Here is a 17600-nt window from a genome sequence, read left to right as displayed (position 1 = left end):
TGGCCATCATCGTCAACCAGCGCATGCTGCGCGGCCGCAGTCTGCTGCGCACCACGTTCTACTTCCCCTCCGTCACCAGCTCCATCGCCGTGTGCACGGTCTTCCTCTTCCTCTTCCAGGGAAGCGGTGCCGTCAACAAGATGCTGGGCTGGGTCGGCGTCAAGGGGCCGAACTGGTTCGCCGACCCGCGCGGCGTGGTCTGGGTGCTGCTCGGCGCGATCGGCGTCACCGACGGCGACCGTCCGCCCGCCGGGGTACTGGCCGAACACCGCCTGATGGGGCTGCCCTGGTCGGAGTGGCTCGCCGGTCCCTCCGTGGCCATGTGCACCCTCATCCTGCTGTCCGTCTGGAGCACCTCGGGCACCTTCATGCTCATCTTCCTCGCGGCGCTGCAGAACGTCCCGCGCGAACTGGAGGAGGCAGCGGCCCTGGACGGGGCGAAACGCCGGCACATCCTCCTGAACGTGCTGCTGCCGGCGCTGCGCCCGGTGCTGTTCCTGGTGCTGACACTCGGCCTGATCGCCACTTGGCAGGTTTTCGACCAGGTGTACGTGCTCGGGCAGGGCGATCCCGCCAACACCACCCTCACTCCCGCCTTCCTCTCCTATTCCTACGGCTTCGACAACGCGGACTTCGGGCAGGGCGCCGCCATCGCGTTCATACTGCTCGCCATCGTGCTGGCGATGACCGGGATACAGCGATGGCTCCTGCGCGAACGCGGCCCGCGAACTCCGCGAAGCCCACTGAGGTCCATGAAGCCGGGCAGGTCCGGCAGGTCGCGGAAGGAGACGCGCGATGACGAGCACTGAGCCCCGTACCACCACCGAGGAACGGCCGGTGCTGGCCCGCTTCCCGCAACACGTACGGCTGGCCGGCTACACGCTGCTGCTCGCAGCCGCGCTGCTGTACGCGCTGCCGTTCCTGATCCAGGTCGCGACGAGCTTCAAGACCGACCCCGAGGCGGCCGCCAACCCGCTGTCGCTGTGGCCCGGCAACCCCACCACCGCCGTCTACGAGCGGCTGAGCGGATCCAGCGAATCCGGCTCCGGGATCCCGTTCCTGCGCTGGCTGGGCAACAGCACGCTGGTGACGGTGCTGGTGACGCTGGGCCGGGTGCTCTTCAACTCGATGGCCGGATACGCGCTGGCCCGGCTGCGTTTCCGGGGCCGGGCCACGCTGGTCGCCTTCGTCATCGCCGTCATGGCCGTGCCCCCGATCGTCCTGCTGATCCCGAAGTTCCTGGTGTTCAACACCCTGGGAATCTTCGACACCTACACCGCGATGATCGTGCCGCTGCTGGTGGACGCGGCCGGAATCTTCATCATGAAGCAGTTCTTCGAGTCCATACCGCGGGAGGTGGAGGAGGCGGCCCGGATCGACGGCGCGGGCATCTGGCGGATCTTCTGGTCCGTGGTGCTGCCCATGTCCAAGCCGGCGCTGATCACGGTGACCCTGCTGGCCTTCCAGGGCTCGTGGAACGAGTTCACGCACTTCCTGGTGGCGACCCAGTCGAGCGAGTACGAGACCCTCACCACCGGGCTGGCCCGCTTCGTCTCCGGCGGGCTGGGCGGCGGCACGCAGTATCCGCTGAAACTCGGGGCCGCGCTGCTCTCCACCATTCCGGTCGCGGTGCTCTTCTTCGTCTTCCAGCGCCACTTCATCCGCGGCGCGAACGCGGGGTCGGTGAAGGGTTAGCCGGAGCGGACCGGACCGGACCGGACCCGCGCCGACGCTCGCGCGAAGCGTTCCCGTTCGGGGAAGTGAACGGGAACGCTTCGGCGCGATGCGGGTGTTCGCCCGAGCGGACGTCAGTCGGTCAGGTTGACCGGACGATAGGACTTGAACTCGCTGCCGGCGTCCAGGCCGTAGTCGAGCACCCGGTGGTCGGTGCCGTGGCCGCCGCGCTGCTCGAAGGCGGAGTAGGCGGTGCGGGAGTCGTCGGTCCACCCCTCGAAGATCACCACATGGCGGGTGGTGTTGGAGCCGTCCGCGTCGATCAGCAGGTCACCCGGCCTGAGGTCGCCCACGGCGATCGGGGTGGTGAGGTCGCGGTTTCCCGCCAGCTCCACGGTGTTGGGCCCGGACTTCCACAGTCCCAGTGTCATCGACACATAGCCGGAGCAATCCTGCCGGTATCCGTCCGACCAGACCGAGGTCTGGCTGTAGGGCACCTGCGCACCGTTGTCGGCCGTGAGCCAGGTCGCCGCGCGGCGCAGCATCTCGGCCCGCGTGATGCTGTCGGCCTTCGCGTGCTGGTCGCTCTTGACCGATACGGAGGTACGCGGCGGGGCTTCGGGTGCCGCCGTCGCGTTGGCGGGGAGAACCGTCAGGCCGAGCGTGACGGCGCCTCCCGCGGCCAGCGCGGTCAGCGATACACGGGCACGCCGGTTGATCGAGGGGAGAGACATGTTGCTCCTTCATGTGGGGGGAAGGTGCAGAGCCTGCCGACGGGGGCAACGGCCCGGCGGCAGGCTCCACCCTGGCGGCGCTCTGTCCTGGGACACCGTCCACGGACACGAATCGTCACGCGATGCACACAAGCGGAGGCGAGGCATCAGCGCAGGAATCGTTCCTTGTGCGGACACGGCTGCCGCGTTTGACAGGGCGCTGTCGGGTGGGAGCCTGGAGAAAGCGGGCACGTCGCCTTTCGGGGGCGGCCGGCGGCAGAGGCCGTTGCCGCGGGGACGGCTCGACAGCGCCCTTGACGGGGAGCGGGGAGCCACCGATGACGCGTGAAGCGGATGTCCGTCAGGCCGGCGCCGCAGCCCGGCCCCCCGGCCGTACGGTCTCGCCGCTGGCGGACTACCTCAACTCCCATCTGCTGAGACTCACCAACGGCGGCGAGCTGGCGCGCCGCATCGCCACGCAGCACGCGAGGTCACCGGCGGGACTGACGCTCATCCGCATCGCCGACGAAGTGGCGCAGGACCGCGCCGCGCTGCTGCGGATCATGGGCGACCTCGGTGTCCCCGCGCGGCGCTACGAGTCCCTGGCCGGATGGCTGCTGGAGAAAGCGGGCCGGGCCAGGTCCAACGGCTTCCTCGCCCGCCGTACGTCTCTCAGCAGCCTGCTCGAACTGGAGGCCCTGCGGCGGGACGTGGAGAGCACGGAAGGGATGTGGCACGCGCTGAGCACACTGAGCGGACCACGGGCCGAGCGGTTGGACCCGGACCAGCTGTCGGCGCTGATCGCGAGGGCGCAGAACCAGGCCGACACCCTGGAGTCGTTGCGGCTGCCGGCGGCGACGGCCATCCTCAACCAGCCCTGAATCCCGGCTTCCGGCCACCCGCGCGTCTCGCCTGCTGAAACGCAGCGCGGTTGGTCTTGATCCGCGCAGGCCCGCTCCCCCACAATGCGAGGCATGACCGCTGCTGCCGACCTCCTCGTGGGACGCCTCCACGTCGACCTGTGTCGCCAGTCCAGCGCGAGCTGTCGCAGCTGACGCATCCCCCGGGCCGTCGGCCCGTCGTGCTCTCTCCTCCAACGGCTACGCCGTTCTCACCCGCGCCGAGTGCCGCCGGGTCTCTCATCCTGTGCGCCTGAGCGAATCCGCCAGGCCGCGCCCCGTCATGTTCCGGCTCGCCCGGCCTCCACCCCCTGGAGCTCCCTTGTCTCCCCTGTCCCGCCCGTCCCCGCTGACGTTCCACTGGTTCCTTCCGACGACCGGCGACAGCCGCCACGTCGTCGGCGGCGGCCCCGGCTCCGCCCCCGGCACCGCCGGCGGCGACCGGCCGGCCTCCGTCGAATATCTCGGCCAGATCGCCCGCACCGCCGAGCAGTTGGGCTTCGAAGGGGCGCTCACCCCGACGGGCACATGGTGCGAGGACGCCTGGCTGACCACGGCCATGCTCACGCAGGTGACCGAGCGGCTGAGGTTCCTGGTGGCCTTCCGCCCCGGTCAGATCAGTCCCACCCTGTCTGCCCAGATGGCAGCGACCTACCAGCGGCAGTCGCACGGCCGGCTGTTGCTCAACGTCGTCACCGGCGGGGAGCCGGCGGAGCAGCGCGCGTACGGCGATTTCCTGACCAAGGACGAACGCTACGCGCGCACAGGCGAGTTCCTGGACATCGTGCGCCGGCTGTGGGCCGGAGAGACGGTCGACCACCACGGCGAGCACCTGCGGCTCGAAGGCGCCACCCTGAACCGGCTGCCGGAGCCGGCACCGCGGGTCTACTTCGGCGGCTCCTCCCCCGCGGCCGGCGAGGTGGCCGCGCGGTATACGGATGTGTACCTCACCTGGGGCGAGCCGCCGCAGCAGGTGAAGCAGAAGATCGACTGGGTGCGCTCCCTGGCCGCGGCACAGGGGCGCGAAGTGCGGTTCGGCATCAGGCTGCACACCATCAGCCGGGACACCTCCGCGCAGGCGTGGGCGGAGGCGGAGCGGTTGCTCCAGGGAATGGATCCCGAGCGCGTCAAGGCGGTGCAGCAGGGTCTGGCCGCCAGCGAGTCCGAGGGCCAGCGCCGGATGCGCGAACTGCACGGCAGCGGCACCAGCGATCAGCTGGAGGTCTACCCCAACCTGTGGGCGCGTCGGCCTGGTACGCGGCGGCGCCGGCACCGCGCTGGTGGGCAGCCACTCCGAGGTCGCGGACCTGATCGAGGAGTATCACCGGCTGGGCATCGAGGAGTTCGTCCTCTCCGGGGTGCCGCACCTGGAGGAGGCGTACTGGTTCGGCGAGGGCGTACTGCCGCTGCTGGAGCAGCGTGGGCTGTGGCGGCACCCGGTCGGCGCGCGCTGACGGTCCGCCCCTCCCCCCTCCCCCCCGCGCACACGACGACGTCTTCATCCGCACCGCCAAGGAGAATCCAGCATGCCGAACGTCCTGACCATCTCCGGCAGTCCGTCCGCCCGGTCCCGCACCGCTTCCCTGGTACGGCACGCCGGGGACCTGCTCGCCGCCGAGCACCACGACGTCCGCCATCTCGCCGTACGCGATCTGCCGCCGGAGCCGCTGCTCGCCGGGAACGCCGCGCATCCGGCGATACGGGAGGCCGTCGAGGCGATCGCCTGGGCGGACGCGCTCGTCGTCGGCACCCCGGTCTACAAGGCCGCCTACAGCGGGCTGCTCAAGACTCTGCTCGATCTGCTGCCGCAGTTCGCGCTGGCCGGCAAGACAGTGCTGCCACTGGCGACGGGGGGCAGCACCGCACATGTCCTCGCGATCGACTACGCGCTGCGTCCCGTCCTCACCTCGCTGGGGACCGACAACGTGCTGCGCGGCTGGTTCGTACTCGACCGCCATGTCTCGCGGGAGGCCGACGGGGCCGCTGTCGCGGCCGAAGCGGCGGCCGGTGTGGCGGAAGCGGTCGGCCGGCTCATCGACAGCCTGGCCACGTCACCTCCGGTGAGGGCCGCACCCTCGCCTCGGGGCCTGGCGACGGCGGTCTGAGGAACCGAAGCCTGAGGAGGTTGCCGGCGTGGGCACTTCGCGGCCAGGCTCGCGCTGACGGACTGACGACCTGGTGCGGGTCGTTACCCCTTCTCGGCGGTTGGCGGCGGAGGCGGGGCCGGGGCGCCGGGAGGGGGTGCGATCTTGGTCTGCGCGGGGATGCGCGCGGTGCTCTGGTCCGCCCCGGCCGGTGCCGGCTCCGCCGGCAGCAGCGCGTCACGTCCGGCGCCCGGGTCCCAGCCGGCGTCCACCACCCGCTTCTGCATCAGAATCGCGCCGCCCAGCACCGCGCCGCCGATCAGCAGCATCAGGACGACGCCGCCGACGGGGCCCGCCTTGGCCGCGTTGCCGATGAGGGTGCCGAACCAGCCGAAGTCGGCGTCGCCGAAGGTGGTGTTCTCCTTGCCGAAGGCGCCGAGCACCTTGAGCAGCAGCGCGGGCAGGAAGGTGATCAGCACCCCGTTGAGAAAGGCGCCGACGGCCGCGCCGCGCCGGCCACCGGTGGCGTTGCCGTAGACCCCCGCCGCGCCGCCGGTGAAGAAGTGCGGCACCAGGCCCGGAAGTACGAGCGCGAGGCCGAAGGCGGGCCCGAAGACCACGGTGAGCAGGCCGAGGCTGATCAGGCCGCCGGTGAAGCTGGCGAGGAAGCCGATGAGCACGGCGTTCTGCGCGTAGGGGAAGACGATCGGCGCGTCCAGCGCGGGGACCGCGCCCGGCACCACCTTCGCCGCGATGCCCTGGAAGGCGGGGACGAGTTCACCCAGGATCGTACGGACGCCGAAGAGGATGACGGCGACGGCGATGCCGAACTGCAGGCCCTGCATGACGGCGCTCATGACGTAGTCGCCGGTGTCGGTCGACACAGGTGCTCCGCCGGCCGTGAACGCCTTGAAGGCGGTCTTCTCACCGGCCTTGACCAGATAGACGACGGCCATGATGACGTAGATCAGCATCATGGACAGCGCGGTGGCGACCATCGAGTCACGCAGGAAACGCAGGCCCTCCGGCAGATTCATCTCCTCGGTGCTGCGGCTGCGCTTGCCGACGAGTTGGCCGACGGCGCCCGCGGTGACGTAACCCGCGGTGCCGAAGTGTCCGATGGCGATGCTGTTGTTACCGGTGATGCGCTTCGTCCAGGGGTGGGCGAAGGCCGGCATGGCCACGAGCATGATGCCGAGCAGGACACCGCCGACGATCACCACGACCGCGGAGGACAGGCCCGCGGGGGCCAGCACCATCGTCGTCAGAGTGGCCATGAACAGCATGTGATGGCCCGTCAGGAACACATATCGCAGCGGCGTGAACTTGGCCAGCAGCAGGCTGAGGGCGAAGCCCGTGATCATCAGCCACGCGACGCGGGCGCCGAACTGGTCCTGGGCGATGCCGACGATCGCTTCGTTGGTCGGGATCACGCCGTGCGCGCCGGTCGAGCCCTGGATCATCTCGCCCAGCGGGGCGAGGGAGTCGACGACCAGTCCCGCCCCGGCGCCGATCAGCAGGAAGCCGAGCGTGGCCTTGATGGCGCCGCCGACGATCTGGCCGACCGGCTTGCGCAGCGCGATCAGGCCCGCGGCCGTGATGAGGCCGATCAGATACGGCGGTTGGCTGAGGATCTCGTTGACGAGAAACTCGGCGATGGTGATGAGCCAGCCCATGGTGCCGCCTCCGTTCCCGTCCTCAGACGTCGTAGGTGTTCCGAAGCGTGCGCTCGACCTCTGCCGTGCTGGTGAAATCCTCGACGACCCGCACCGGCACGCTCACATCGGTCAGCGTCCTGGCGATCTCCCGTGAGGTGAGAATGGCGACGGCCTCGGCGGCCTTGCCCTTCGCCGAGATGGTGTCCGTCGCCTCCACCGTGACGAACCTGGTCCAGCCCCAGCGTTCGAGCACCTGCTCCAGGGTGTTCTTCAGGAACAGGCTGGTGCCGAGACCGTTGCCGCACACGGTGAGGATCTTGTGTACGGCGGGCCCGCCGCCCGCGGACTTCGGCTCGCCCTGACCGTCGCGCTCACCGTGCTCCTCGCGCGATCCGTGCGGTCCGTGCTCGCCGTCGAGCACGGCACGCAGCGCTGCCGCGGTGGGGGCGTCGCGCAGGGCCTGTTCGACGGCGGGGTCGGCCAGCAGCCTCGCCAGACCGGCCATCGCGGCCTGGTGCGCGCCCGGGTCCTTCGCGGCGAGCCCGACCACCAGCGTCACCGGGTCGTTCGACTCGTGACCGAACTCCACGGGGCTCTCCAGCCGCACCCAGGACATGCCGGTCCTGAGCACCGCGGGCGACGGCCGCGCGTGCGCCAGCGCGAAACCGGGCGCGATGACGATGTACGGGCCGTTGCGCTCGACGTTCTCGATCATTTCCGCGGTGTACTCACCGGTGCTGGTGCCCGTCGCCGCCATCAGGTCACCGGCGGCCCGCACGGCTTCCCGCCAGTCCGTCGCCGGTGCGTCCAGCCGCACGGCTTCGATGGGGAGGAGTTCACTCAGCGTCGCCATGGGCGGATCGTTGCATGCTCCCCGAGCAGCGGAAACGCCGGGGCCGGTGACAATGGAACTTCTCCTTCACCCTCAGAGAATCACGTGGCCCGCCAGCCGGACCACCGGCTGACCGTGATCTCCACGACCGGGCCACGCGGCGGCCGGCCGGCGTACTGCTCGCGGTACTTGTCGGCGAGCAGGCGCACGTACAGGTCGGCGGCCGCCGACCGGTCCGACGGCGGCAGTACGCGCGCGGTGCCGTCGGCCCTCGCCCACCACAGCCGGTCCCAGTCCTCGTCGTAGCCGTCCGCGAGCAGGCAGACGGCGGGGTTGGCGCGGATGTTCTCCAGCCGTCGCAGCCGACCGGACCGCTTCGGCTTGTGGTCGACGGCGAAGACCACAGTGTCGCCGGGGCCGCCGGTATCGCCACTGTCGCGGGAGCCGCCGTCGTCTCCCGTCGTCAGCGCGAAGACGACAGGGACCAGGTGCGGCTGCCCCGCCGCCGGGTCCGCCGCGGCGCCGACGGTCGCCAGCCGGGCGACCCTCTCCCGCGCGAAGCGCTGCCGCGCCTGTTCGGCTGTCAGCGTCGGCATCGTCGGCGCCCCGGTCCCGTCTCAGCTGAACCGGCCGGCGACACCGGCCAGCCCGTCCAGGATCTGGAGCGTCTCGCTCTCCGGGCGGGTCGGCAGGTAGAGCAGCAGCCGTTCCACGTCGAGCCGGGTGTAGCGCTCGATCGTGTCGGGGTCGTCGGTGGCCGCGTACATCGTCACCGGCACCCTGCGTCCCGCGATCTCCCGCAGCGCATCGATCCGCGGCCCCAGCTCCTCAGGCGTCGTCCGGTTGGCAAGCCAGGCGTCGCCGAGGGCGGCCGTCCGCGGGAAGGACCCCTCGCCTCCGCCCACGTAGATGGGCGGGTGCGGGCGCTGGACCGGCTTCGGCCAGGAGTAGACGGGGCCGAAGTCCACGAACTCCCCGTGGAATTCGGCCTTCTCCGCGGTCCACAGCTCGCGGATCGCGCGCAGCCGCTCGTTCACCATGCGGCCGCGTGTGGTCGGATCGGCTCCGTGGTTCTCCATCTCCTCCCGGTTCCAGCCGACGCCCACCCCGAAGACGGCCCTGCCTCCGGAGATCAGGTCGAGCGAGGCCACTTCCTTGGCGGTGACGATCGGGTCGCGCTGTGCCACCAGGGCGATGCCGGTCCCCAGCAGCACCCGCTCGGTCACGGCGGCTGCCGCGCTCAGCGCGACGAAGGGGTCGAGGGTGCGGTAGTACATCTCCGGCAGGTCGCCGCCGCCAGGGTAGGGCGAGCGCCGGTCCACCGGGATGTGGGTGTGCTCGGCGATGAGGAGCGAGTCGAACCCTCGTTCCTCGACGGCACGGCCCAAGGCGGCCGGCCCGATTCCCTGATCGGTGACGAAGGTCGATACACCGAATTTCACAGCGGCTCCTTCAGAGTGCGCGGAGGTGGCTCTTCCGCGGCGGAGGTACCCGGATTCTCGGACCTCACAACATCGGGTGCCGCGGTCGGGCGGTCCGTCTCACGTTCTCCTCCCCTGGGACGTCTTCCTGGTGTGGGCCGAAACGATCGGAAAAGGAGCCGGCCATGAAGACCACGCAGGCAACCAGGCACACGGTCCTCGATTCACCACTGGGCGAGCTGACGCTGGTGGCCGAGGGCGACGGCCTGACCGGGCTGTATTTCGAGGGCCAGCGCCGCAGGCCGCCCCGTGAGGCTCTCGGGCCACGCGAGGAGAACGGATTCGAGGCGGCCCGGCAGCAGTTGGAGGAGTACTTCGCGGGGCGGCGGACGCGTTTCGACCTGCGGCTTGCGGCCCGGGGAGAGAGGTTCCAGCAGCGGGTGTGGAAGCTGCTGGAGGAGATCCCCTACGGCGAGACCCGCTCCTACGGGCAGTTGGCGCGCGAGCTGGGGGACCCCGCGCTGGCCCAGGCCGTCGGCGCGGCCAACGGCCGCAACCCGCTGTGCGTGGTCGTGCCCTGCCACCGTGTGGTGGGTGCGGACGGCAGCCTGACCGGCTATGCGGGCGGGCTGGAGCGCAAGCGGGCCCTGCTCGACCTGGAGGAGTCGGCGACGGGGACGGAGCGGCTGTTCTGAGCAGACGCGCCGTCACGTCTCACATCGGGCGGCCGTGGCTCGTTGACAGGGTGTGGATGTGACCTTGAGACCGTTCGAAGAGATCGTGACCGAGTACGGGCCGCTGGTGCTGCGGGTGTGCCGGGCCGTTGTCGGGCCGGTGGACGCGGAGGACGCGTGGTCGGAGACGTTCCTGGCGGCGCTCAAGGCGTACCCGGGGCTCCCGGCGGACGCCCGTGTCGAGGCGTGGCTGGTGACGATCGCGCACCGCAAGGCCATCGACATCGCCCGGGCCGGCTCCCGCGGCCCGATCGCGGTCGGCGAGGTGCCCGAGCCCACCCCTCCGGCCGGAGACGGACGGCCCACCGCTGACCTGCGGCCCGAAGACTGGGACGGCGACTTGTGGGATGCGCTGAAGGCGCTGCCGCCGCGGCAGCGCTCCGCGGTCGCGTACCACTATCTGGCCGGCCTGCCCTACAAGGAGATCGCCGCCATCACCGGCGGTACCGCGGACGCGGCCCGCAGAGCGGCGGCCGACGGCATCAAGACCCTGCGCGGCAGCTATCCACGGCAAGCACACGAGAGGGGAGAGACCAGATGATGACCGCATCCGACCCGCAGGCCGCACGTCTGTTCGCCGCATTGCCGATCGAGGACACGGCGGCGCAGGCCCGCCTGCACGCCCGCCTGGTGGCCGGCGCACAGCACGAGGGTCTGTTGGACGTCGCCTACCGCACGCTGGTGACGCCGGTCGGCACGCTGCTGCTGGCCGCGACCGAGCAGGGGCTGGTCCGCGTCGCCTACGACAGCCGGGACCACGGCGGTCACGCCGCGGTACTGGCCGACCTCGCCGAACGCGTCAGCCCGCGCGTCCTGGAGGCACCCGGCCGGCTGACGGACGCCGCCCGTCAGATCGAGGAGTACTTCGAGGGGCGGCGCACCCGGTTCGACCTCGCGCTGGACTTCCGGCTCTCGCGGGGCTTCCGGCGCGCGGTGATCGCGCACCTGTCCGGCATCGGCTACGGCCGCACCGAGAGTTACGCGCAGGTCGCCGCGGCGGCGGGCAGCCCGAAGGCGGTCCGCGCGGTCGGCACCGCGTGTGCCACCAATCCGCTGCCGGTCGTCGTCCCCTGCCACCGGGTGGTCCGCTCGGACGGTTCGGCGGGCGGCTACGTGGGCGGCGCCGAAGCCAAGCACACCCTGCTGACGCTGGAAAGCGCGGCCTGAGCGGCCTCAGCGGCCAGACCGGAGGCCCCCGCGGTACCAGCCGTCAGCGCTGTCCACGGTCGTCGACGATGCGGCGGATCTTGCCGACGGAGCGCTCCAGCGTCTCCGGGTCGACGATCTCGACGGCCACACTCAGCCCGATGCCGTCCTTGACCGCCTTCGTGACCGACGCGGCAGCGGCCTCGCGCTGTTCGGTTCCCGTCCCGGGGCGGGCCTCCGCCCGGACGGTCATGTGGTCCATACGTGCGCGGCGGCCCAGGTGCAGCTGGAAGTGCGGGGCCACGGCGGGCGTACGCAGCAGGATCTCCTCCACCTGGCTGGGGAAGATGTTGACGCCGCGCAGAATGATCATGTCGTCGCAGCGGCGGGTGACTTTCTCGATCCGCCGGAACGCCGGCCGGGCGGTGCCGGGCAGCAGCCGGGTCAGGTCGCGGGTGCGGTACCGGATGACCGGCATGGCCTCCTTGGTGAGCGAGGTGAAGAGCAGTTCGCCCTCCTCACCCTCGGCCAGCACCTCGTCGGTCACGGGGTCGACGACCTCGGGGTAGAAGTGGTCCTCCCACACCTGCAGGCCGTCCTTCGTCTCCACGCACTCCTGAGCCACGCCGGGGCCGACCACCTCCGACAGGCCGTATATGTCCACGGCGTGGATGCCGAAGCGGTCCTCGATCTCGGTGCGCATCTCCTCCGTCCAGGGCTCCGCCCCGAAGATGCCGGTCGTGAGTGAGGTGCCTCGCGGGTCGACACCCTGCCGCTCGAACTCGTCGAGCAATGTCAGCATGTAGGAGGGCGTGACCATGATGATCTCGGGCTCGAAGTCCTGGATGAGCTGGACCTGACGGGCCGTCATGCCGCCGGATGCCGGGATGACAGTGGCGCCCATCCGCTCGGCGCCGTAGTGCGCGCCGAGTCCGCCGGTGAAGAGGCCGTATCCGTAGGCGACATGCACCTTGTGGCCGGCACGCCCGCCCGCCGCGCGGATGGAGCGGGCCACCATGTCGGCCCACATCGACAGATCGCCCTCGGTGTAGCCCACCACGGTGGGCTGACCGGTGGTGCCGCTGGAGGCGTGAATGCGCCGCACATCGGCCATCGGGACGGCGAACATGCCGAACGGATAGCTCTCCCGCAGATCGGCCTTCGTGGTGAAGGGGAAACGGGCGAGATCCTCCAGCGTGCGGCAGTCCTCGGGCCGCACGCCCGCCGCGTCGAACTTCTTCCGGTACAGCTCGACATCGTCGTAAGCGGTGCGCAGGATTCGCCGCAGCCGCGTCAGTTGGTACGCGCGCAGCTCGTCGCGGTCCATCCGCTCCCCGGCGTCCCGCAGCCCGGACGGCAGCGGTTCGCCCGTCCTCTTCGTCATGTCTCCTCCATGCGTGGGACGGTGCGGCTGCGTCCTCGGAACTCCGCTATCACTTCGCCGTCGCGCAGGATGCGCACGTCGTAGATGCCGCTGCGGCCGTAGCGCGTGCGCTCCTCGGCGACCGCGGTGAGCGTGTCGCTCTCCCTGGCGGGTCTGACGAACGATATGTCGGCCCCGGAGGCCACGGTCACCGGTCCGTGGCTGTTGCACGCGCAGGCGAAGGCGGTGTCGGCGAGCAGGAAGAGATATCCGCCGTGCGCGATGCCGTGGCCGTTGACCATCGCCGCGGTCACCGTCATCCGCAGCTCGGCAGCGCCGTCCCCGGCCGCCAGCAAGGTGATGCCCAGGCCCTGGGACGCCTGGTCGGCGGCGAACATCGCCTGCGCCGGCCCGTTGCTCATGGCATGCGTATGCGTCATGCGTTCCACGCTCTCGTACTGCCCGACCGACCATTCGGTCCGCCTCGGTCCGGTCCAGTAATCCAGCATCCGGTCACCCTGTCAAGGGTGGCGAGGTCTCCCCCGGGCCGCGCCCGGAACCGGCGGCAACGGCGGAAGCGTCAGGAACGCAGCAGCTTGTCCGGGGTGACGGGCAGGTCGCGGACGCGGATGCCGGTGGCGTTGTGCACGGCGTTGACGACCGCCGCCGGACTGCCGACGATGCCGATCTCCCCGATGCCCTTGGCACCCATCGGGTTGGCGTGCGGATCCGGCTCGTCGAGCCAGGTGGCGTCGATGTCGCAGACGTCCGCGCTGGTGGGGATGTGGTACTGGGCGAAGTCGTGGTTGACGACGTGGCCGGTGCCGTGGTCGAAGACGCTCTCCTCGAACAGCGCCATCGACAGCCCCATGGTCATGCCGCCGATGAACTGGGAACGGGCCGTGCGCGGGTTGATCACGCGGCCGGGGGCGAAGACCCCGAGCATCCGCGGCACCCGGATCTCACCGGTGTCGGCGTTCACGCGGACCTCCGCGAACTGCGCCCCGAAGGAGTGCAGGGCGAACCGCTTCAGGTCCGGGTTGGCGGGCATCTCCGAGCGGGTACGGGCCCCGGCGGCGGCATCGTCCCCGTGCTCGGCGCGGAACGCGCGGGCGGCGGCCACGACCGTCGAACCCCACGAGTTGGTACCCGCGGAGCCGCCCGCCACCGTGGCGGCGGGCAGGTCGCTGTCGCCGATCTGCAAGTCCACGGCGGCGATCGTGCAGTCGAGGGCGTCGGCGGCGATCTGCGTGAGCGCCGTCCAGGCGCCGGTTCCGAGGTCGACGGCGGCGATCCGTACGGCGTACCGGCCATCGCCACGGCGCTCGATCTCGGCGACCGAGCCGGGCCCGCCGTAGAAGGGATAGGTGGAACTCGCGACGCCCAGGCCGACCAGCCAGTCCCCCTCGCGCCGGGTGCCGGGCTCACCTCGCCGCTGCCAGCCGAAGCGGTCCGCTCCGGTGCGCAGGCACTTGATGAGGTGACGGCCGGACCAGGGCTTGCCGCTCTCCGGGTCGGTCGTGGGCTCGTTGCGCACGCGCAGCTCGATCGGGTCGAGGCCGCAGGCGAGGGCGAGTTCGTCCATGGCGACCTCGGTCGCGAAGAATCCGGGCGCCTCGCCCGGCGCCCGCATCCAGGAGGGGACGGGGACGTCGAGGGCGGCCAGCCGGTGGCTGGTACGGCGGTGCGGCGCGGCGTACATCATGCGCGTCGGCACGGCCGTCTGCTCCGCGAACTCCTTGAATCTGGAGGTCTGTTCGATGACGTCGTGACAGATGGCGGTGAGCCGCCCGTCGGCCCCGGCCGCCAGCCGCACGCGCTGCACGGTGGGGGTGCGGTGACCGGCGAGGCAGAACATCTGCTGCCGGGTCAGCGCGAGCTTGACGGGCCTGCCGGCAATGAGCTGGGCGGCCAGCCCCGCCAGGACGTTGTGGGCGTGCGGCAGCCCCTTGGAGCCGAAGCCGCCGCCCACGTGCGGGGCGATCACCCGTACCCGCTCCGGTTCCAGCCCGAAAAGCGGGGCGAGGGTCCTTCTGACCCCGTGCGCCCACTGGGTGGAGTCGTAGAGCGTCAGCCGCGGCGCCGCGCCGTCGTGGGTGTCGGTTTCCCAGACGGCGACGCAGGTGTGCGGCTCCATGGGGTTGTTGTGCTCCATCGGGGTGCGGTACGTCGCGTCGACGGTGACGTGGGCGGCGGCGAGGGCCGCGTCGGGGTCGCCCTCGCCGGTGTCGGCGGGGAAGACGGGGTTGACCTTCTCGGGCTTGTAGAGGCCGGGGTGGTCGGTGCGCAGTTCGGTGTCGTGCAGCTGCTGCTCGTAGACGACGTCGACGAGCGAGGCCGCGTGCCGGGCGGTTTCGGGGGACTCGGCGATGACCGCGCCGATGAACTGGCCGCGGAAGGCGACCTCGTCGGACTGCAGAACGGCCAGCTCCGCGTCGCCGGTGTCGGCGAGCCGGGCGGCGTTGTGATGGGTCAGCACGGCGAGGACGCCGTCGAGGGCTTCCGCCGGCGCCGCGTCGATGGCAACCACCCGGCCGCGCGCGACGGCGGCCTGCAGCGGATACACGTACGCGGGGTCGGACAGCGCGTGTTCGTAGGCGTAGGTCGCGGTGCCGGTGACCTTCGCGCGGCCGTCGAGGCGCTGCAGCGGTGTGCCGATCGCCCGCGGCTCCAGGGGCGCCAGGGCGTCCTGGCTCTGCGAGGGCCTTCGGGTGTCGGTCATCGCCGCTCCTGAGTACCGAGTTCGCGCAGTACGGCGGCCAGCGTGTTCCGCGTCATCGGGACCTTGAAGCCGTTGTCCGGCAGCGGACGCGCCGCGCTCAGTTCGGCGTCGGCCGCACGGCGGAAGGCATCCTCCGCGGGAACCGCGCCGCGCAGGGCCTCCTCGGCCCGGGTGGCCCGCCAGGGCTTGTGCGCGACGCCCCCGAGGGCGATACGGGCTTGGCGTACCCGGCCCTCCTCGGTGTCCAGCACGGCGGCGACGGAGACGAGGGCGAAGGCGTAGGAGGCGCGGTCCCGTACCTTGCGATAGGCCGAGCGTGCGGTGGACGGCAGGGCCGGCACCTCGACCGCGATGACGAGTTCGCCGTGTGCGAGGACGGTGTCCCGTTCGGGCTCGTCCCCGGGCAGCCGGTGGAACTCCGTGACCGGGACGCGGCGTTCGCCATCGGCGCCGAGCACGATCACGACGGCGTCCAGGGCGCTCATCGCGACCGCCATGTCCGAAGGGTGCACCGCCACGCAGTGCTCGGACGCGCCGAGCACCGCGTGGTGACGCGTCCAGCCGCCGATCGCCGCGCAGCCCGCTCCGGGCTCCCGCTTGTTGCACGGTGTGGTCACGTCCTGGAAGTAGCCGCAGCGGGTGCGCTGCAGCAGGTTGCCGCCGGTCGTCGCCGCGTTGCGCAGCTGGCCCGAGGCGCCTGCCAGCAGTGCCTGGGAGAGGACCGGGTAGCGCTGCCGGACGAGCGGATGTGCGGCGAGGTCGCTGTTGCGTACCGTCGCGCCGATCCGGAGACCGCCGTCCGGCATCTCTTCGATCCGGTCGAGTGGCAGCCGCGTCACGTCGACCAGCAGTTCGGGGGCGGCCACACCGAGCTTCATGTGATCCACGAGGTTCGTACCGCCGCCGAGGAAGACGGCGTCCGGGCGGGCCATGACGGTGGCGACGGCGGTACGGGCGTCGGTGGCGCGGGCGTAGTCGAAGGGGATCACCGGGCAGCCACCTCCCGGATCGCGGCGACGATGTTGACGTACGCGCCGCAGCGGCACAGGTTCCCGCTCATCCGCTCGCGGATCTCCTCATCGTCCAGCACGGCGGCCGTAGCGGCGCCCGTGGCGCCGTCGCCGGTCACCGCGCTGGGATGGCCCGCGGCCACCTCCGCCAGCATGCCGACGGCCGAACAGATCTGGCCGGGCGTGCAGTAGCCGCACTGGAAGCCGTCATGGTCGAGGAAGGACTGCTGGACCGGGTGCAGTTCGGCGTCCCCGGAGACCAGCCCCTCGGCCGTGGTCACCTCGGCACCGTCGTGGGCGACGGCGAAGGCCAGGCAGCTGACCACCCGCCGCCCGTCGAGCAGCACCGTGCAGGCACCGCACTGGCCATGGTCACAGCCCTTCTTCGGTGAGGTGACGGACAGTCGGTCGCGGAGGGCGTCGAGCAGGGTCGTACGCGTGTCCACGGTCAACGACCGCTCTTCGCCGTCCACCCGCAGGATGATGGGAGAATCCACCCCGCCTCACTACCACCCGGCCTCCCGTTGCCAAACCTCCCCGCGCCGACGCCGCGCAGGAGCGGCAGGCTGGGTTCACGTGCACCGGGACGGGCACCCGGCGCCGAACCTTCGGAGGGACGGTCGAGATGTTCGAAGCAGGCGACATCCGCGAGTGGCGGGACCACGACGTGGTGGACTCCGGCGGCAGCAAGATCGGCACGCTGGAGGCCGTCTACGTCGACACACGCACCGACAAGCCGTCCTTCGCCACGGTCACCGTCGGCCTTCCCACGCGGCGCCGCCTGGTGTTCGTGCCCCTCGCCGGAGCGACGGTCGGCCCGGGGTATCTGCGGGTGACCTACGCCAAGAGCCAGGTGAAGGACGCTCCCTCGATCGAGACCGACGGCGAGCTCCCGGCCACGGACGAGCAGGCGGTCTTCGCGCACTACGAGCTGGCGTACGAGACCGGCATGGGCGGCGAGCGCCGCCTCGCCCGCCGCTGACGTACCGGGTGGGGTGGGCCTAACATCGGAGACATGGCCGCAGACGGAGGAACCGGGGGGACCGTACGGGTGGACAGCTGGATCTGGTCCGTACGGCTGACGAAGACCCGCTCGATGGCCGCCTCGGCCTGCCGTGCCGGTCATGTGCGGGTCAACGGGGATCGCGTCAAGGCCGCCCATCCGGTACGGGCCGGTGACGAGGTGCGGCTGCGGTACGCGGGGCGGGAGCGCGTCGTCGTTGTCTCGCGTCTCGTACGCAAGCGGGTCGGGGCGCCGGTGGCCGTGGAGTGCTACGTCGACAACAGCCCCCCGCCGCCGCCACCCGAGGCCGTCGCGCCGGCCGGCCGCCGGGACCGTGGCAC

The 17600-nt window shown here is 71.2% G+C and carries 20 protein-coding genes and 1 pseudogene; 11 read left to right on the top strand and 10 right to left on the bottom strand.

The annotated features are described in order from the left end of the window. Positions 1-809, top strand: an 809-nt coding sequence (locus tag ACRDP3_RS11595; RefSeq protein ID WP_431516805.1) for a carbohydrate ABC transporter permease, incomplete at its 5' end; no start/stop codon positions are given. After that, a complete protein-coding gene (locus ACRDP3_RS11590) occupies positions 796-1695 on the top strand; it encodes a carbohydrate ABC transporter permease (RefSeq protein WP_431516804.1) in 900 nt (299 codons plus the stop codon). The genes ACRDP3_RS11595 and ACRDP3_RS11590, both read left to right, overlap by 14 nt. Before the next feature lie 113 nt (positions 1696-1808). Here the strand turns inward: ACRDP3_RS11590 and ACRDP3_RS11585 are convergent, their stop codons facing one another. Further along, positions 1809-2408, bottom strand: coding sequence for a hypothetical protein (locus ACRDP3_RS11585; protein WP_431516803.1), 600 nt, complete (start codon positions 2406-2408; stop codon positions 1809-1811). Positions 2409-2725: 317 nt separating this feature from the next. Between ACRDP3_RS11585 and ACRDP3_RS11580 the strand changes: the two genes are divergently transcribed. From ACRDP3_RS11580 to ssuE, 4 genes and pseudogenes are all read left to right on the top strand, one after another. Further along, the gene (locus ACRDP3_RS11580) at positions 2726-3268 is read left to right on the top strand and encodes a hypothetical protein (RefSeq protein ID WP_431516802.1); all 543 of its coding nucleotides are present in this window, start codon (positions 2726-2728) and stop codon (positions 3266-3268) included. 84 nt (positions 3269-3352) lie between these two features. After that, positions 3353-3442, top strand: coding sequence for a putative leader peptide (locus ACRDP3_RS11575; RefSeq protein ID WP_431516801.1), 90 nt, complete (start codon positions 3353-3355; stop codon positions 3440-3442). Positions 3443-3617: 175 nt separating this feature from the next. Next, positions 3618-4740 (top strand): annotated as a pseudogene (locus ACRDP3_RS11570) (LLM class flavin-dependent oxidoreductase). A 72-nt stretch (positions 4741-4812) separates the two neighbouring features. Continuing rightward, positions 4813-5391, top strand: coding sequence for an NADPH-dependent FMN reductase (gene ssuE / locus ACRDP3_RS11565; RefSeq protein WP_431516800.1), 579 nt, complete (start codon positions 4813-4815; stop codon positions 5389-5391). A gap of 83 nt (positions 5392-5474) precedes the next feature. On the opposite strand, the gene ACRDP3_RS11560 is transcribed toward ssuE, so the two are convergent. From ACRDP3_RS11560 to ACRDP3_RS11545, 4 genes are all read right to left on the bottom strand, one after another. After that, positions 5475-7046, bottom strand: coding sequence for a PTS ascorbate transporter subunit IIC (locus ACRDP3_RS11560; protein WP_431516799.1), 1572 nt, complete (start codon positions 7044-7046; stop codon positions 5475-5477). 22 nt (positions 7047-7068) lie between these two features. Then, positions 7069-7881 (bottom strand): PTS sugar transporter subunit IIA, encoded by an 813-nt coding sequence (locus ACRDP3_RS11555; protein ID WP_431516798.1) that lies wholly within the window; start codon positions 7879-7881, stop codon positions 7069-7071. A gap of 80 nt (positions 7882-7961) precedes the next feature. Continuing rightward, on the bottom strand, positions 7962-8456 hold the full coding sequence (locus tag ACRDP3_RS11550; protein WP_431516797.1) for a TIGR03668 family PPOX class F420-dependent oxidoreductase: 495 nt from the start codon (positions 8454-8456) through the stop codon (positions 7962-7964). Between the two features lie 21 nt (positions 8457-8477). Continuing rightward, positions 8478-9302: an LLM class F420-dependent oxidoreductase gene (locus ACRDP3_RS11545; protein ID WP_431516796.1), complete on the bottom strand. Its 825-nt coding sequence runs from the start codon at positions 9300-9302 to the stop codon at positions 8478-8480. A gap of 164 nt (positions 9303-9466) precedes the next feature. Between ACRDP3_RS11545 and ACRDP3_RS11540 the strand changes: the two genes are divergently transcribed. The 3 genes from ACRDP3_RS11540 to ACRDP3_RS11530 are packed head-to-tail and all read left to right on the top strand — an operon-like array spanning position 9467 to position 11182. Further along, positions 9467-9976 carry a methylated-DNA--[protein]-cysteine S-methyltransferase gene (locus ACRDP3_RS11540; protein WP_431516795.1) on the top strand — a complete coding sequence of 170 codons (510 nt, stop codon included), beginning with the start codon at positions 9467-9469 and terminating at the stop codon, positions 9974-9976. A 58-nt stretch (positions 9977-10034) separates the two neighbouring features. Beyond that, positions 10035-10556 (top strand): RNA polymerase sigma factor, encoded by a 522-nt coding sequence (locus tag ACRDP3_RS11535; RefSeq protein ID WP_431516794.1) that lies wholly within the window; start codon positions 10035-10037, stop codon positions 10554-10556. Beyond that, positions 10553-11182 carry a methylated-DNA--[protein]-cysteine S-methyltransferase gene (locus tag ACRDP3_RS11530; RefSeq protein ID WP_431516793.1) on the top strand — a complete coding sequence of 210 codons (630 nt, stop codon included), beginning with the start codon at positions 10553-10555 and terminating at the stop codon, positions 11180-11182. Before ACRDP3_RS11535 ends, ACRDP3_RS11530 begins: the two co-directional genes overlap by 4 nt. A 43-nt stretch (positions 11183-11225) precedes the next feature. Here ACRDP3_RS11530 and paaK read toward each other — a convergent pair whose 3' ends face one another. The 5 genes from paaK to ACRDP3_RS11505 form a co-directional block, all read right to left on the bottom strand. Next, entirely contained in the window at positions 11226-12545 is a 1320-nt protein-coding gene (paaK, locus tag ACRDP3_RS11525; protein WP_431516792.1) for a phenylacetate--CoA ligase PaaK, read from the bottom strand. Continuing rightward, complete coding sequence (gene paaI, locus ACRDP3_RS11520) at positions 12542-12946, bottom strand: hydroxyphenylacetyl-CoA thioesterase PaaI (RefSeq protein WP_431516806.1); 405 nt, start codon at positions 12944-12946, stop codon at positions 12542-12544. The genes paaK and paaI overlap by 4 nt, the downstream gene beginning before the upstream one ends. Positions 12947-13104: 158 nt before the next feature. Beyond that, complete coding sequence (locus ACRDP3_RS11515) at positions 13105-15246, bottom strand: xanthine dehydrogenase family protein molybdopterin-binding subunit (RefSeq protein WP_431516791.1); 2142 nt, start codon at positions 15244-15246, stop codon at positions 13105-13107. Next, a complete protein-coding gene (locus tag ACRDP3_RS11510) occupies positions 15243-16235 on the bottom strand; it encodes an FAD binding domain-containing protein (RefSeq protein WP_431516790.1) in 993 nt (330 codons plus the stop codon). Before ACRDP3_RS11510 ends, ACRDP3_RS11515 begins: the two co-directional genes overlap by 4 nt. Then, complete coding sequence (locus ACRDP3_RS11505; RefSeq protein ID WP_431516789.1) at positions 16232-16753, bottom strand: (2Fe-2S)-binding protein; 522 nt, start codon at positions 16751-16753, stop codon at positions 16232-16234. The genes ACRDP3_RS11510 and ACRDP3_RS11505 overlap by 4 nt, the downstream gene beginning before the upstream one ends. A gap of 128 nt (positions 16754-16881) precedes the next feature. Between ACRDP3_RS11505 and ACRDP3_RS11500 the strand changes: the two genes are divergently transcribed. After that, positions 16882-17238, top strand: coding sequence for a PRC-barrel domain-containing protein (locus ACRDP3_RS11500; protein WP_431516788.1), 357 nt, complete (start codon positions 16882-16884; stop codon positions 17236-17238). A gap of 33 nt (positions 17239-17271) precedes the next feature. Beyond that, a partial coding sequence (locus ACRDP3_RS11495) for an RNA-binding S4 domain-containing protein (protein WP_431516787.1) occupies positions 17272-17600 on the top strand: 329 nt, incomplete at its 3' end.

This window comes from Streptomyces sp. (assembly GCF_050698815.1).
In the GTDB taxonomy this organism is placed as follows: Bacteria; Actinomycetota; Actinomycetes; order Streptomycetales; family Streptomycetaceae; genus Streptomyces.
Note: the sequence above shows the minus strand (reverse complement) of the source record. Positions and strands in the feature narration are given on the sequence as shown.

Coding starts and splice junctions, on each gene's coding strand:
- ACRDP3_RS11590 (WP_431516804.1), top strand. CDS start 796: ATGACGAGCACTGAGCCCCGTACCACCACCGAGGAACGGCCGGTGCTG.
- ACRDP3_RS11585 (WP_431516803.1), bottom strand. CDS start 2,408: ATGTCTCTCCCCTCGATCAACCGGCGTGCCCGTGTATCGCTGACCGCG.
- ACRDP3_RS11580 (WP_431516802.1), top strand. CDS start 2,726: ATGACGCGTGAAGCGGATGTCCGTCAGGCCGGCGCCGCAGCCCGGCCC.
- ACRDP3_RS11575 (WP_431516801.1), top strand. CDS start 3,353: ATGCGAGGCATGACCGCTGCTGCCGACCTCCTCGTGGGACGCCTCCAC.
- ssuE (WP_431516800.1), top strand. CDS start 4,813: ATGCCGAACGTCCTGACCATCTCCGGCAGTCCGTCCGCCCGGTCCCGC.
- ACRDP3_RS11560 (WP_431516799.1), bottom strand. CDS start 7,046: ATGGGCTGGCTCATCACCATCGCCGAGTTTCTCGTCAACGAGATCCTC.
- ACRDP3_RS11555 (WP_431516798.1), bottom strand. CDS start 7,881: ATGGCGACGCTGAGTGAACTCCTCCCCATCGAAGCCGTGCGGCTGGAC.
- ACRDP3_RS11550 (WP_431516797.1), bottom strand. CDS start 8,456: ATGCCGACGCTGACAGCCGAACAGGCGCGGCAGCGCTTCGCGCGGGAG.
- ACRDP3_RS11540 (WP_431516795.1), top strand. CDS start 9,467: ATGAAGACCACGCAGGCAACCAGGCACACGGTCCTCGATTCACCACTG.
- ACRDP3_RS11530 (WP_431516793.1), top strand. CDS start 10,553: ATGATGACCGCATCCGACCCGCAGGCCGCACGTCTGTTCGCCGCATTG.
- paaK (WP_431516792.1), bottom strand. CDS start 12,545: ATGACGAAGAGGACGGGCGAACCGCTGCCGTCCGGGCTGCGGGACGCC.
- paaI (WP_431516806.1), bottom strand. CDS start 12,946: ATGAGCAACGGGCCGGCGCAGGCGATGTTCGCCGCCGACCAGGCGTCC.
- ACRDP3_RS11515 (WP_431516791.1), bottom strand. CDS start 15,246: ATGACCGACACCCGAAGGCCCTCGCAGAGCCAGGACGCCCTGGCGCCC.
- ACRDP3_RS11500 (WP_431516788.1), top strand. CDS start 16,882: ATGTTCGAAGCAGGCGACATCCGCGAGTGGCGGGACCACGACGTGGTG.